Below are 13,263 nucleotides of genomic sequence, written 5' to 3' on the forward strand. Positions count from 1 at the left end.
CGGGCTGCCGGGCCCCGCCGGACGCTCGATTCCCCGATGGCACAGGAGTAGCGTGGTGGCATGAGCGAGCAAGCAGGTACCGGCAATCCCGGCCCCGTCCGTCACCACAAGCCGAAGCCCTTCGCGCCGATCGACTTCGAGCCGTTCGCCGGCGGCGCCGATCCGGCCCGCGTGTCAGAAGCGGCCCACCTGGCCGCCCAGGCGCTGGTCCGCCGCGGCCGCGACAGTGACGACCCCAAGGTCACCAAACGCCTGGTGAAGCTCGCCGACGAACAGGGCCTGGAGGCGATCGCCGAGATGTGGGCCGAGAGCCCGGCCCGGTCCCTGCCCGGCGCCCTGTGGCGCTTGTATGCCCTGCGCGCCGCGACGGTGCAGGATCCGGAGCGGATCTCGGTGTACTTCCGGGCCGGCAAGGACACCGCGCAGGTGTCCCACGCCGTCGCCGGGGCCGCCGAGCCGCCGGGCGCCGAGGAGATGCGCACCATGGCGGATGCCATCCTCTCCGGGGCCTTCGACGGCGAGTTCGACGTCGCGCTGGAACGGTCCGCGGCGTTTTGCCGGGTAGTTGCCCTGGGGCAGGCCACCCTCGCCGACGGCGCCGAGCACAGCAACGCCGGGCACGCCACCAAGCTCACGCGGAACTCGCATCTGCTGGTCAAAACCGCGGAGGACCTGGAGCACGCGGCCAACGCGTGGCGCCTCGGCGAGCTCGACTAGAGACCCACCGGACCGGCCATGGCGGGGTCCGGATACGCCCGCCGGGGCCCCGCTGTCAATCTTGACTTGGTCCGTCGGGCGTAGAAAACTAAAACCGGTGCCGAGCTGCGAAACCCCCGGGCTTCAACAATTAGCCGCCTAGAGCGGCCTACCGCCGAGAGGCGTATCCGGCTCGGCACCATCTACTCTTCCCCCTCTGTTCCGCCCCCGCAGGGCCGCCGTCCACCGGACGGTAAAGTGATCTTCATGCGCGGGCCGATCAATTCGAATCAAGGCCGGCGGACCACGCCCGTGTACGCCTCATTCGGAGACCGGTAACCCCACGTGAAGCTGCGACTTTTTCCCCAGGAACCTGCGGGACTGAACCTCCTGTCCCAGATGGCCCGACAGATCCTGCTGGCCACCGGCACGCTCTCGGAGATCCTCGGCGCGCCCGCGGCCGAACACTCCCGCCTGGTCGAGGACATGCACAACCACGAGGCGAAGGCGGCCGAGCTGCACTTCGCGCTGCTGACCCACATGCGCAGCAGCTTCCTCAACCCGGTCCCCCGCGACGACATGTACGCCCTCTCCCGCTATCTGAACGAGGCGATGGAGAAGCTGGACGCCGCCGCGGACCTGGTCTTCCTCTACAAGCTGGACCGGCTGCCCCGCCGCGCCGCGGACCAGTTGGAAATCATCAGCCGGCAGGCGGAACTGACCGTCGAGGCGATGCGCCAGCTGAACAACCTGGACGAGCTGGAGGACTACTGGATCGAGGTGCTGCGGCTGACCAAACGCGCCGAACGCACCCACCGGGTCTGGGTGGCGGACATGCTCAAGGACATGAAGCACGCCCAGTACGCCCGCAACCGGGACATCGCCGACCAGCTGGTGGATGTCACCAAGGACATGCGCCGGATCGCCACCCAGGTAGGCAGCATCATCGTCAAGGAATCCTGACGTGTCCCTGGTCTTCTTCGCCGCGGTGGTGCTGTTCGCCGCGGCCTTCGCCTTCCTGAACGGTTTCCGGGACGCCTCCTCCTCGGTGGCGCTGGCCGTCCGCACCCGGGCGCTGACCCCCACCATCGCGGTCCTGCTGGCCGGGCTGTTCAACTTCGTCGGGGCGGCCCTCAGCGCGGCCCTGGCCCTGGAGGTCAGCCGCACCTGGGTGGTGCTGCCGGCCGGCGGCAACGGCCTGACCATCCTGATGGCCGGATTGCTCAGTGCGGTGCTGTGGGGCGTCTACAACTGGTGGCGGGGCATCCCGTCGTCGTCCACGCATGCGCTGGTCGGCGGCCTTGCCGGCGCCGGCCTCGCCAGCGTGGCGGTGGGCGGACATTCGGTGCTGGGAGTGGACCAGTCGCTGATGGTACAGGTGGTGCTGCCGCTGCTGATCTCCCCCGCCATCGCCTTCGCCGGGTCCTACCTGCTGGTCTGGCCGGCCACGTGGGCCGCGCGCTACACGCCCCCGGGCGTCGTCAACAGCAGGGCCCGGCGTGCACAGGCCGTGGCCGCGGGCGCCGTCGCGTTCGGGCACGGGCTCCAGGACGGCCAGCGCACCAGCGCCGTGCTGATCCTGGCGATGATCGCGGCGGGCCTGGCCGACGGCGGCTCCATGCCGGTGTGGGTGGCCCTGTTGACGGCCGCCATGCTGACCGCCGGGACGCTGGCGGGCGGGTGGCGGATTTCCTACACCCTGGGCCACCGCCTGGTCCGGATCGATCCGCTGCGCGGGTCCGTGGCGCAGCTCTACAGCAGCCTGATCCTGCTGGTGGGCGCGATCGGGCTGCACTGGCCGGTATCCACCACGCACACCGTCACCGCGGCGGTGCTCGGCGCCGGGGCGAACCAGGGCTACGCCGCCACGAACCGGCGGCTGGTGCTGCGGATCCTGGCGTTCTGGACGCTCACGCCGCTGGTGACCGCCGCCGTGGCCTTCGTGCTGGAGCTGGCGCTCTCGCCGCTCTCAAACCTGTAGCACCCGGCAAAGGCCAGCCAGCCCCCTGGCTTTATCCGAAGCGGCCGGAGACGTAGTCCTCGGTGGCCTTGACGGTGGGGTTGCTGAAGATGGTGTGGGTGTCCCCGTACTCGATCAGCTTGCCAGGCTTGCCGGTGCCGGCGATGTTGAAGAACGCCGTCTTGTCCGAGACGCGGGCCGCCTGCTGCATGTTGTGGGTCACGATCACCACGGTGTACTCATCCTTGAGTTCGTTGATGAGGTCCTCGATGGCGAGGGTGGAGATCGGGTCCAGCGCGGAGCAGGGCTCGTCCATCAGGATGACCTGCGGCTCCACGGCGATCGCGCGGGCGATGCAGAGGCGCTGCTGCTGGCCGCCGGAGAGGCCGGAGCCGGGCTTGGCCAGGCGGTCCTTGACCTCGTTCCAGAGGTTCGCGCCGCGCAGCGAGCGCTCCACCAGCGCGTCGGCGTCGCCCTTGGAGATTTTCTTGTTGTTCAGCTTCACGCCGGCCAGCACGTTGTCGCGGATGGACATGGTGGGGAACGGGTTGGGCCGCTGGAAGACCATGCCGATCTGCGAGCGGACCGTCACCGGGTCCACGCCGGGGCCGTAGAGGTTGTCGCCGTCGAGCAGCACCTCGCCCTCCACGCGGGCGCCCGGGATCACCTCGTGCATCCGGTTCAGGGTGCGCAGGAAGGTGGACTTGCCGCAGCCGGACGGGCCGATGAAGGCCGTGACGGACTTGGCGTCGATGTTGATGTTGACGTCCTCGACGGCCAGGAATTTGCTGTAGTAGACGTTGAGGTCTTTGACGTCGATGCGCTTAGACATGCTGTTCCTTCACTGGGAGAGATTGAGGGTCCGGGAGCCGGCGCGGGCCTAGCGGCCGGCTTTCGGGGCGAAGATGCGGGCCACCAGGCGGGCGGCGAGGTTGAGCAGCATCACCAGGATGATCAGGACCAGGGCCGCGCCCCAGGCGCGCTGGTCCGACGGTCCCGGGTTCGACGGCGAGGTCGGGTTCAGGATCTGGGTGTAAATGAACGTCGGGAGCGAGGCCATCCAGCCGCCGAAGACGTTGTTGTTGATCGAGGTGGCGAAGCCGGCTGTGACCAGGATGGGGGCGGTCTCGCCGATCACGCGGGCGATCGCGAGGGTGACGCCGGAGGCGATGCCGGAGATCGCCGTCGGAATGACCACCTTGAGGATGGTGCGCCACTTCCGCACGCCCAGGGCGTAGGCCGCCTCGCGGAGTTCGTTCGGGACGATCTTCAGCATTTCCTCGCTGGAGCGGACCACCACCGGGATCATCAGCACGGAGAGGGCGACGGCGGCGACGGCTCCGGTCTTGGTGCCCGGACCGGCGACGGCGAAGAAGAACGCCGCGGCAAAGAGGCCGGCCACAATCGAGGGGATGCCGGTCATCACGTCGACGAAGAAGGTGATGGCCCGCGCCAGCGGGCGGTCATCGCCGTATTCGACCAGGTAGATCGAGGTCAGCAGGCCCACCGGGACGGAGATGACCGTGGCCAGCAGGGTGATCTGCACGGTGCCGATGAGGGCGTGGTAGATGCCGCCGACCACGGGGGCGCCGTTCTCGACGCTCTTGTTGTCGAACGCGCCGGTCACCCCGTTCATGGAGGTGCCGAGGAACCCGGGATCCAGCAGGCCGGGAAGGCCCTTGACCAGTACGGTCCAGATCACGGAGACCAGGGGCAGCAGGGAGATCAGGAACGCGCCCACCACCAGGCAGGTGGCGAGCTTGTCCTTGGCCCGGCGGGAGCCTTCGACGGCGGCGCTCCAGCCGACCAGGCCCACGGTGAAGAGCATGGCGGAGACGATGCCCCAGCCGAAGGCGTTGAAGCCGATCAGGGCCAGGATGGCGGCGCCGAGGATCAGGGCGAGGGCCAGGACGATGTACGGCGCGGCCTTGGGCAGCTGGCCCTTGGTCAGGGCCGAGCGCTTCTTGACGGGGGTCAGGGTGGCAGTCATTTAGTTGGCTCCCGAGAATTCTTTGTGCCGGGTGATGATCCACCGGGCGAGCATGTTCACGCCGAGGGTGATGATGAACAGGACCAGGCCGGCCGCGATCAGGGTGCTGACCTTCAGGCCGCTGGCCTCCGGGAAGTTCAGGGCGATTTCGGCGGCGATGGTCTGGTTGCCGGACTGGATCAGGCTGGCGGTCAGGGCGCCGGAGGAGAGCACCAGGGCCACGGCCATGGTCTCGCCGAGCGCGCGGCCCAGGCCCAGCATGATGGCGCTGATGATGCCGGGGCGGCCGAACGGCAGTACCGCCATCCGGATCATCTCCCAGCGGGTGGCGCCCAGGGCCAGCGCGGCCTCCTCGTGCAGCTTGGGGGTCTGCAGGAAGATTTCGCGCGAGAGCGAGGTGATGATGGGCAGCACCATGACGGCCAGGACGATTCCCGCGGTCAGGATGGTCTTGCCGGTGGCCGACGCCGGGCCCTGGAAGATCGGCAGCCAGCCGAGGTTGGAGGCGAGCCAGCCGTAGGCCGGGGAGATTTCGCGGGCCAGGAAGGCCGCGCCCCAGGCGCCGTAGACCACCGAGGGGATGGCGGCGAGCAGGTCGATCACGTAGCCCAGGCCCGAGGCGAGCCGGCGGGGGGCGAAGTGCGAGATGAAGAGCGCGACGCCGATCGCCACGGGGGTGGCGATGACGAGGGCGATCACGGCGGCGATCAGGGTACCGATCACGATCGGCCAGATGTAGGCGAAGAAGCCCGCTCCGCCCTGGATCTTGTCCGGCGGGGCGACGAGCGCCGGGACGGCCTGGATCACCAGGAAGAGCGCCACGCCGAAGAGGACGGCAAGGATCAGGCACCCGGCGGCCAGGGTGGCTGCGGAGAAGACTTTGTCACCGGCGCGGCCTGCGCCCCGGGACGTGGTCAGGGAGGTGGTGGTCACTTCACGATCCTTCAGCTTCGATCTGCGCCGCGCGGCGGACGGGTCACGCCCGCTGCGCGGCGGTCAATCTGGGGTACGGCGGACAAACGGCTAGGTTCCCTGCCCCGGTCAGGCGGTCAATGACCGCCCGGCCGGGACAGGGAACCTGGCTCAGGCTGGTGTTTCCACTATGCCTTGCGGGGAAAGGGATTCCCTAGGACTTTGCCTTGATCGATTCGATCGACTTCGCGGCCTTGTCCTGCAGGGCCTTGGACAGCGGTGCGGACTTCGCGGACTCGGCGGCAGCCTTCTGGCCGGCGTCGGAGACGACGTAGTTCTCGAAGGCCTTGACCAGGTCCGCGGTTTCCTTGCTGTCGTAGGTGCTGCAGACGACGTGGAACGAGACCAGGACGATCGGGTAGGCACCCTCGATGGTGGTCTTGCGGTCCAGCTTGATGGAGAGGTCGTTGGCGGCGCGGCCCTCGACCGGCTTGCCGGCGTCGACGGCCTTCGCGGCAGCGTCGGCGGAGATCGTGGTGAAGCCGTTGCCCACCTTGATCTGGGCAACGCCCAGCTTGCCGCTGACGGCGGAGTCGTCGGCGTAGGTCACGGCACCGGGGGTGTCGGTGACGGTCTTGACGACACCGGAGGTGCCCTTGGCGTTCTCGCCCTTGAGCGAGGCCGGCCAGACACCGGAGGACTTGTCGGTCCAGACGTCGGACGCAGCGGCGGACAGGTAGTCCGTGAAGTTCTGCGTGGTGCCGGAGTCATCGGAGCGGTTGACCGGGGTCACCTTGAGGTCCGGAAGCTTGGCGTCCGGGTTCAGGGCGGCGATGGCCGGGTCGTTCCACTTGGCGATCTGGCCGCGGAAGATCTTGGCGACGGTGGCGGCGTCCAGCTTCAGGTCCTTGACGTCGGGCAGGTTGAAGGCCACGGCAATCGGGGAGATGTAGACCGGGATGTTCAGGGCGCCGTCGGGGCCGCACTTGGCCTTGGAGGAGGCGTACTCGTCATCCTTGAGGTACGCGTCGGAGCCGGCGAACTGGGCCGAGCCGTCGAGGATGGCCTTGCGGCCCGCGCCGGAGCCGTCCGGGGAGTACTGCACCTGGGCGCCCTGGTTGGCGGAGGCGAAGTTGGTCTTCCACACGTCCATGGCCGCACCCTGCGCGGAGGAACCGATGCCGGTCAGCGTGCCGGTGACCTTGGGGCCGGAGGCGGCCGGGGTGCCCGCGGTGGAGTTGGTCGCGTTGTCGGAGCCGCAAGCGGTGAGCGCCAGGGCGCCGGCTGCGATAACAGCGATGGCCGCGTTGCGGCCGAAGCGTGATGCCTTCACTAGATGTACCCCTTCCAGGGATAAACAGATGCGTGCCGGACCGGAGACGTCCGTACAGAAAAGACGGTGGGTACGTTTTGTACCTTTACCGACGCTAAGTGCCCCAAGTGAAGAGAATTGGGGTCCAAAGTTAACGGCGGGTTAACGAATCCCGGCCATCGGCTGACATCTGCACCGATTTCGACCGTTGATGGTTGCGTTGCGGGCAGACCGGTCGTAAGAGCCGCGCCGCGCGGAGCGGGCATCGGGGCCAGCAAATAGACTGGACCCCATGGCCGCCGCTACAGGGATTTCCGCAAGCGCACGGTTCCTGCGTGGGCGAATTCGTACCGGCTTCGTCCGGAGCCGGAACTCGTTGCTGCCGGCGGTCCAGATGACGGCGTGCGCCGTCGGGGCTTACGCCTTCGCCGAGTACGTCCTGGGCCACACGGGGCCGCTGTTTGCCGCCACCTCCTCCCTGATCGCCCTGGGCTTCTCCCGTGACCCACGGCTGCGCCGCGTCGTGGAGGTGGGCCTGGGCTGCACCATCGGCATTGTGGTGGGTGACCTGCTGCTGCACTGGCTGGGCGCGGGAATCTGGCAGGCCGCCGTCGTGCTTCTCTTCTCGATTCTACTGGCGCGGTTCCTGGACAGCGGAACGATTTTCACCACGCAACTGGGCCTGCAGTCGCTGCTGGTGGTGCTGCTTCCGGCCCCGGCCGGCGGTCCGTTCACCCGCAGCATCGACGCCGTCGTAGGCGGGGTCTGCGCGCTGCTCGTGACGTTCCTGATCCCACGGGACCCGCGCCGCGAACCGCGCAACGACGTCAAGAAGCTGCTGCACGAACTCGCCGAGGTGCTCCGGGAATGCTCGGAGGCGCTGACCCGCAGCGACGCCACCCAGGCCTGGCACGCGCTGATCCGCGGCCGGAACTGCCAGCCGCTGGTGGACGCGATGCGGCAGAGCCTGCGCTCCTCCGGCGAGGTGGCCACCCTGGCGCCCGCCTACCGGCGCTACCGCGACGAACTGGACCAGCTGTCCCAGTCGCTGGACTACATCGACCTTGCTCTACGTAACAGCCGCGTCTTCGCCCGCCGCCTGACCAGCGCCATCAACCACGCCGCGCTCTCCGACGACGCCACCGAGAATATCGCCGAGGTGCTGATGGAAACGGCGGCGGCGATCGACGAGCTGGGGCTGGGCCTGGCGGAGGTGCACGACGGCGTCCGCCGCGCCCACTTGCGCACCGCCCGGGTGGAGCTCAGCGAGATCGCCGGCCGGCTGCACCCGCGCCTGCTGGACGTGCAGCGGCTGGAGGGCGAGACCGTGGTGATGCTGTTCCGTCCGCTGATGGTGGACCTGCTGGAGGCCTCCGGCGTGAACTCGGACGAGGCCCGGGACATCCTGCCCGCGCTCTAGCCTGTCGGTGCCCGAGGTTAGGGTGGAGCAATGGCTACAAAGACTTCCCGGGCCGCCAAGGCGCCGGGCTATAAATGCGCGGAATGCGGCTGGACCACTGCCAAGTGGGTGGGCCGCTGCGGTGAGTGCCAGGCGTGGGGCACCGTAGAGGAAACCGGCGCCGCGGTGGCGCGGACCACCGCTGCCACCACCGTGCTGGAACCGGCCCGCCGGATCGCCGACGTGGACGCCACCACCGCCGCCTTCCTGCCCACCGGCGTGGACGAACTGGACCGGGTGCTCGGCGGCGGCCTGGTTCCCGGCGCCGTGATCCTGCTCGCCGGTGAACCCGGCGTCGGCAAGTCCACCCTGCTGCTGGACGTCGCGGCCAAGTTCGCCCGGACCGCCCAGGACGTTCTCTACGTCACCGGCGAGGAGTCCGCCGCCCAGGTGAAGCTGCGCGCGGACCGGATCGACGCCGTCGCCGAGTCGCTCTACCTCTCCGCGGAGACCGACCTGGGCCAGGCGCTGGGCCAGGTAGAGAAACTCGAGCCGAGGCTGCTGGTGGTGGACTCGGTGCAGACGCTCAGCAGCGCCGACGTCGACGGCAGCGCCGGCGGCGTCTCCCAGGTCCGCGAGGTGGCCGCGTCCCTGATCGCGGCGGCGAAGCGCCGCAACATGACCACCCTGCTGGTGGGCCACGTGACCAAGGACGGCTCCATCGCCGGGCCCCGGCTGCTGGAGCACCTGGTGGACGTGGTCTGTCAGTTCGAGGGTGAGCGGCACTCCCGGCTCCGGCTGCTGCGGGCGGTCAAGAACCGCTATGGGCCCACGGACGACGTCGGCTGCTTCGATCTGAACGAGGACGGCATCACCGGGCTGGCCGATCCGAGCGGGCTGTTCGTCTCCCGCACCAAGGATCCGGTGTCCGGCACCTGCATCACGGTCACCCTTGAGGGCCGCCGGCCGCTGCTGGCGGAGGTGCAGTCGCTGCTGGCAGAGAGCGCCAACGCCCAGCCCCGCCGCGCCACCAGCGGCCTGGACAGCTCAAGGGTCGCTATGCTGCTGGCGGTGCTGCAGCAACGTGCCGGCTGCCAGCTGCACAAGGATGACTCCTACGTGGCGACGGTGGGCGGGGTGAAGCTCAGCGAGCCCGCCACTGACCTCGCCGTCGCCCTGGCGGTGGCGAGCGCCAAAGCCAGGAAGCCGCTGCCGCAACGGCTGATCGCCTTCGGCGAGGTGGGCCTGGCCGGCGAGGTCCGGCCCGTCCCCGGAATCAACCAGCGGATCCAGGAGGCGCACCGGCTGGGGTTCACCCACGCCGTGGTCCCCGCGAGCCCGGCAGGGCACGGTCCGGTCCCGGAGGGTTTTTCGGTCCGCGAGGTGGGCCACCTGACGGAGGCGCTGAGCCTGCTGATCGCCTAGGCGCCTCCGGCCGTGCGCTGTGCCCGGCAACTGCCTGACGATGGGTGCCCGGCCGTGAGGCCCTTGCCATGCATACCCCCTAGGGGTATGTTGAGTGGTGCACGATGCCGATGAGTTTTCAGGAGGCAGCACCATGGAACACCAGCACGGCGGCCACACGGACCAGCTCCGGAGCCAGCACCCCCACCCGGACCAGCACGACAGTGCCCGAGGCCACGGCGCACACGGCCATGCCGGGATGCGGGCCGGGGACGCCGCCCATCACGGCCAGCACCCGCCCCAGGATGACGACCATGCCGTCCACCAGCACGGCCAGCATGCCGGGCACAGCGTGGCGATGTTCCGGAAAAGGTTCTGGTTGACCCTGGTCCTGTCCGTCCCCGTAGTCCTGTTCAGCCCGATGTTCGGCCACCTGCTGGGCTACGAACCCCCGCAGTTTCCCGGCTCCGCCTGGATTCCGCCGGTACTGGGCACGGTGGTCTTCCTGTACGGCGGCCAGCCGTTCCTCAAGGGCGGCGTCAGCGAGCTGAAGTCCCGCAAGCCCGGCATGATGCTCCTGATCGCTATGGCCATCACGGTCGCCTTCCTCGCGTCCTGGGCGACCAGCCTGGACCTCGGCGGCTTCGACCTCGACTTCTGGTGGGAGCTGGCGCTCCTGGTGGTCATCATGCTGCTGGGGCACTGGATCGAAATGCGCGCCCTGGGCTCGGCGCAGGGGGCCCTCGATGCCCTGGCCGCCCTGCTGCCCGACGAGGCGGAACGGGTCACGGACGCCGGCGCCGAGACGGTGAAGGTCTCCGACCTGGCCGAAGGGGACACGATCCTGGTCCGCCCCGGCGGCCGGATGCCCGCCGACGGCGAGGTGACGGAAGGCCAGGCCGAGTTCGACGAATCGATGATCACCGGCGAGTCCCGCACCGTCCTGCGCTCCCCCGGCGACGCCGTCGTGGCCGGGACCATCGCGACGGACAACAGCGTCCGGGTAAGGGTCTCAGCCACCGGCGAGGACACCGCGCTGGCCGGGATCCAGCGCCTGGTGGCAGAGGCACAGTCCTCCTCCTCGAAGGCCCAGGCCCTCGCGGACCGGGCGGCGGCGTTCCTGTTCTACTTCGCCGCGGGCGCCGGCGTCGTGACCTTCATCGCCTGGACGCTGCTGGGCAGCCTGGCCGACGCCGTCGAACGCACCGTCACCGTCCTGGTCATCGCCTGCCCGCACGCCCTGGGCCTGGCCATCCCGCTGGTGATCGCCATCTCCACCGAGCGGGCCGCGCGTGCCGGCGTCCTGATCAAGAACCGGATGGCCCTGGAGCGGATGCGCACCGTCGACGTGGTCCTCTTCGACAAGACCGGAACGCTCACCAAGGGCGCCCCGGAAGTCCGGGATGTGGCCGCTGCGGAGGGTTCGGACCGGGACGAGGTCCTGGCGTTGGCGGCCGCGGTGGAGGCCGACAGCGAGCACCCGGTGGCCCGTGCAATCGTCACCGCCGCCCGCGGACGCGGGCTCGATGTTCCGGCGGCCAGGGACTTCACCTCCCTGACCGGCCGCGGCGTCCGGGCCGACGTCGGCGGCCGCCGGCTCCACGTCGGCGGACCGGCGCTGCTGAAGGAACTGGGCCTGGCGGAGCCCGCGGACCTGGCGGCAGCCACCTCCGGGTGGGTCCGCCGCGGCGCGGCCGTCCTGCACCTGGTGGAGGGCGACCGGGTGCTGGGCGCAGTCGGCCTCGAGGACGCCGTGCGGGAGGAATCCCGGCAGGCGGTCGAGGCCCTGCAGCGCCGCGGCTTTAGGGTGGCAATGATCACCGGCGATGCCCGGCAGGTGGCGGATGCCGTGGCGGAAGAACTCGGCATCGATGAGGTCTTCGCCGAGGTCCTGCCGGCGGACAAGGACAAGAAGGTTGCCGAACTTCAGGCCCGGGGATTGAAGGTGGCCATGGTGGGCGACGGCGTGAACGACTCCCCCGCCCTGGCCCGGGCCGAGGTGGGCATCGCGATCGGCGGCGGCACGGACGTGGCGGTGGAATCCGCCGGGGTGGTGCTGGCCGGCAACGATCCGCGGGCGGTGCTGTCGATGGTGGACCTGTCCCGGGCGAGCTACCGGAAGATGTGGCAGAACCTCATCTGGGCCACCGGCTACAACGTCCTCGCCGTGCCCCTCGCCGCCGGAGTCCTCGCCTTCGCCGGGTTCGTCCTCTCCCCCGCCGCCGGCGCCATCCTGATGTCCGCCTCGACGGTGGTGGTGGCCCTGAACGCCCAGTGGCTGCGGCGCCTGACCCTCAACCCGGCCCAGGTCCGCTAGGCCGAACAGACACGAAAAGGGGCATCCGCTGGACTGGCGGACGCCCCTTTTCGGGTCAAACAGGAACTACGGAGCTGCTAGGCCTTCTTCGGCGGCAGGGCGAGCTTAAAGATCTTGGCCCAGGTGGAGCCGACCTGCTTCCACATGGGGCCGGTGTTGTAGGGCAAGTTGTACCGGCGGCAGATGTCCCTGACCTTGGGCGCAACCTCGGCGTACCGGTTGGACGGCAGGTCCGGGAAGAGGTGGTGCTCGATCTGGTGCGAGAGGTTGCCGGTCATCAGGTGCATGAACGGGGAGCCGGAGATGTTGGCCGAGCCGATCATCTGGCGCACGTACCAGTCGCCGCGGGTCTCACCGTCGACCATTTCCTCCGTGAAGGTGTCCGTGCCGTCAGGGAAGTGCCCGCAGAAGATGACCGCGTGGGCCCAGACGTTGCGGATGGCATTGGCGGCCAGGGTGCCGTAGAGGGCCTGCTTGCCGGAGCCGCTGAGCATGGCGACGGCGGGAGTTGCGGCGTAGTCCTTGGTGAACTGCTTGACCGCCTTGATGCCGAGGGCCTTCAGGTCCTTGACCAGGGCCTCCTTGCTCTTCTTTCCCTCGCGGTATTCCACGAGCTCCAGGTCGTAGACGGCGATGCCCCATTCGAAGACCGGGGCCAGCAGGGCGTTGTAGACCGGGTTGCCCAGGTTGAAGGGCTTCCATTCCTGCTGCGGATCCATCCGAAGCAGGTTGTATCCGATGTCGTTGTCCTTGCCGACCACGTTGGTCCAGCGGTGGTGGAGGTCGTTGTGGGTGTGCTGCCAGGACCGGGACGGCGTGACGAAGTCCCACTCCCAGGTGGTGGAGTGGATGTCCGGATCGCGCATCCAGTCCCACTGGCCGTGCAGGATGTTGTGGCCCAGTTCCATGTTCTCGAGGATCTTGGCGAGGCTCAGCAGGGTGGTGCCGGTGGCCCAGGCCGCCTTGTTCTTGCTCACCAGCAGCGCCGCACGGCCGGAGACCTCCAGCCCGCGCTGGATCTTGATCATCCGGCGGATGTACGCCGCGTCCTCGGCGCCGCGCTTGGCCAGCACCGCGTCCCGAATGGCGTCCAGTTCGCGGCCGAGTTCCGCGACCTGTTCGTCGGAGAGGTGGGCGGCGGCAGGCGGCCGGACCAGCGGGCTGCCGGTTTCGGCCAGGGCGCCCTTGCGCGGTTTGGCGACGGCAGACGCCGGAGCGGCTGCTTCGCCGTCGAGGGTGGGCTTTTCTGCAAGCGTGGTCATAGGGTGGCTCT

Annotated in this window: 12 protein-coding genes; 6 read left to right on the forward strand and 6 right to left on the reverse strand. The window is 69.2% G+C overall.

The window, feature by feature from the left end; genetic code table 11:
* Positions 1–60: 60 nt before the first annotated feature.
* The 3 genes from QWJ39_RS06820 (at position 61) to QWJ39_RS06830 (ending at position 2,677) form a co-directional block, all read left to right on the forward strand.
* Positions 61–717 (forward strand): hypothetical protein, encoded by a 657-nt coding sequence (locus QWJ39_RS06820; RefSeq protein WP_290256979.1) that lies wholly within the window; start codon positions 61–63, stop codon positions 715–717.
* A 324-nt stretch (positions 718–1,041) separates the two neighbouring features.
* On the forward strand, positions 1,042–1,659 hold the full coding sequence (locus tag QWJ39_RS06825) for a nuclease PIN (protein ID WP_356902961.1): 618 nt from the start codon (positions 1,042–1,044) through the stop codon (positions 1,657–1,659).
* A gap of 1 nt (position 1,660) precedes the next feature.
* Positions 1,661–2,677 (forward strand): inorganic phosphate transporter, encoded by a 1,017-nt coding sequence (locus QWJ39_RS06830; protein ID WP_290256981.1) that lies wholly within the window; start codon positions 1,661–1,663, stop codon positions 2,675–2,677.
* Between the two features lie 31 nt (positions 2,678–2,708).
* On the opposite strand, the gene pstB is transcribed toward QWJ39_RS06830, so the two are convergent.
* The 4 genes from pstB to pstS form a co-directional block, all read right to left on the reverse strand.
* Positions 2,709–3,488 (reverse strand): phosphate ABC transporter ATP-binding protein PstB, encoded by a 780-nt coding sequence (gene pstB, locus QWJ39_RS06835; RefSeq protein WP_290256982.1) that lies wholly within the window; start codon positions 3,486–3,488, stop codon positions 2,709–2,711.
* Positions 3,489–3,536: 48 nt separating this feature from the next.
* Positions 3,537–4,646, reverse strand: coding sequence for a phosphate ABC transporter permease PstA (pstA, locus tag QWJ39_RS06840; RefSeq protein ID WP_290256983.1), 1,110 nt, complete (start codon positions 4,644–4,646; stop codon positions 3,537–3,539).
* A complete protein-coding gene (gene pstC, locus QWJ39_RS06845; protein WP_290256984.1) occupies positions 4,647–5,579 on the reverse strand; it encodes a phosphate ABC transporter permease subunit PstC in 933 nt (310 codons plus the stop codon). It lies immediately after the preceding gene.
* Between the two features lie 193 nt (positions 5,580–5,772).
* Entirely contained in the window at positions 5,773–6,891 is a 1,119-nt protein-coding gene (pstS, locus tag QWJ39_RS06850; protein ID WP_290256985.1) for a phosphate ABC transporter substrate-binding protein PstS, read from the reverse strand.
* A gap of 271 nt (positions 6,892–7,162) precedes the next feature.
* On the opposite strand from pstS, the gene QWJ39_RS06855 reads away from it, so the two are divergent.
* The gene (locus tag QWJ39_RS06855; RefSeq protein ID WP_290256986.1) at positions 7,163–8,290 is read left to right on the forward strand and encodes an FUSC family protein; all 1,128 of its coding nucleotides are present in this window, start codon (positions 7,163–7,165) and stop codon (positions 8,288–8,290) included.
* Positions 8,291–8,320: 30 nt separating this feature from the next.
* Positions 8,321–9,694, forward strand: coding sequence for a DNA repair protein RadA (gene radA / locus QWJ39_RS06860; protein ID WP_290256987.1), 1,374 nt, complete (start codon positions 8,321–8,323; stop codon positions 9,692–9,694).
* A gap of 118 nt (positions 9,695–9,812) precedes the next feature.
* Here radA and QWJ39_RS06865 read toward each other — a convergent pair whose 3' ends face one another.
* On the reverse strand, positions 9,813–10,022 hold the full coding sequence (locus QWJ39_RS06865; protein ID WP_290257325.1) for a hypothetical protein: 210 nt from the start codon (positions 10,020–10,022) through the stop codon (positions 9,813–9,815).
* Between QWJ39_RS06865 and QWJ39_RS06870 the strand changes: the two genes are divergently transcribed.
* Positions 9,933–11,990, forward strand: a complete 2,058-nt coding sequence (locus QWJ39_RS06870; protein WP_290257299.1) for a copper-translocating P-type ATPase — start codon at positions 9,933–9,935, stop codon at positions 11,988–11,990. The two genes, QWJ39_RS06865 and QWJ39_RS06870, sit on opposite strands and share 90 nt — an antisense overlap.
* A 77-nt stretch (positions 11,991–12,067) precedes the next feature.
* Here QWJ39_RS06870 and QWJ39_RS06875 read toward each other — a convergent pair whose 3' ends face one another.
* Complete coding sequence (locus tag QWJ39_RS06875) at positions 12,068–13,252, reverse strand: acyl-CoA desaturase (protein WP_290256988.1); 1,185 nt, start codon at positions 13,250–13,252, stop codon at positions 12,068–12,070.
* Between the last annotated feature and the right edge of the window lie 11 nt (positions 13,253–13,263).

It is taken from the genome of Arthrobacter sp. YD4, from assembly GCF_030410515.1.
In the GTDB taxonomy this organism is placed as follows: Bacteria; Actinomycetota; Actinomycetes; order Actinomycetales; family Micrococcaceae; genus Arthrobacter.

Coding starts and splice junctions, on each gene's coding strand:
- QWJ39_RS06820 (WP_290256979.1), top strand. CDS start 61: ATGAGCGAGCAAGCAGGTACCGGCAATCCCGGCCCCGTCCGTCACCAC.
- pstB (WP_290256982.1), bottom strand. CDS start 3,488: ATGTCTAAGCGCATCGACGTCAAAGACCTCAACGTCTACTACAGCAAA.
- pstA (WP_290256983.1), bottom strand. CDS start 4,646: ATGACTGCCACCCTGACCCCCGTCAAGAAGCGCTCGGCCCTGACCAAG.
- QWJ39_RS06855 (WP_290256986.1), top strand. CDS start 7,163: ATGGCCGCCGCTACAGGGATTTCCGCAAGCGCACGGTTCCTGCGTGGG.
- radA (WP_290256987.1), top strand. CDS start 8,321: ATGGCTACAAAGACTTCCCGGGCCGCCAAGGCGCCGGGCTATAAATGC.
- QWJ39_RS06870 (WP_290257299.1), top strand. CDS start 9,933: ATGCGGGCCGGGGACGCCGCCCATCACGGCCAGCACCCGCCCCAGGAT.
- QWJ39_RS06875 (WP_290256988.1), bottom strand. CDS start 13,252: ATGACCACGCTTGCAGAAAAGCCCACCCTCGACGGCGAAGCAGCCGCT.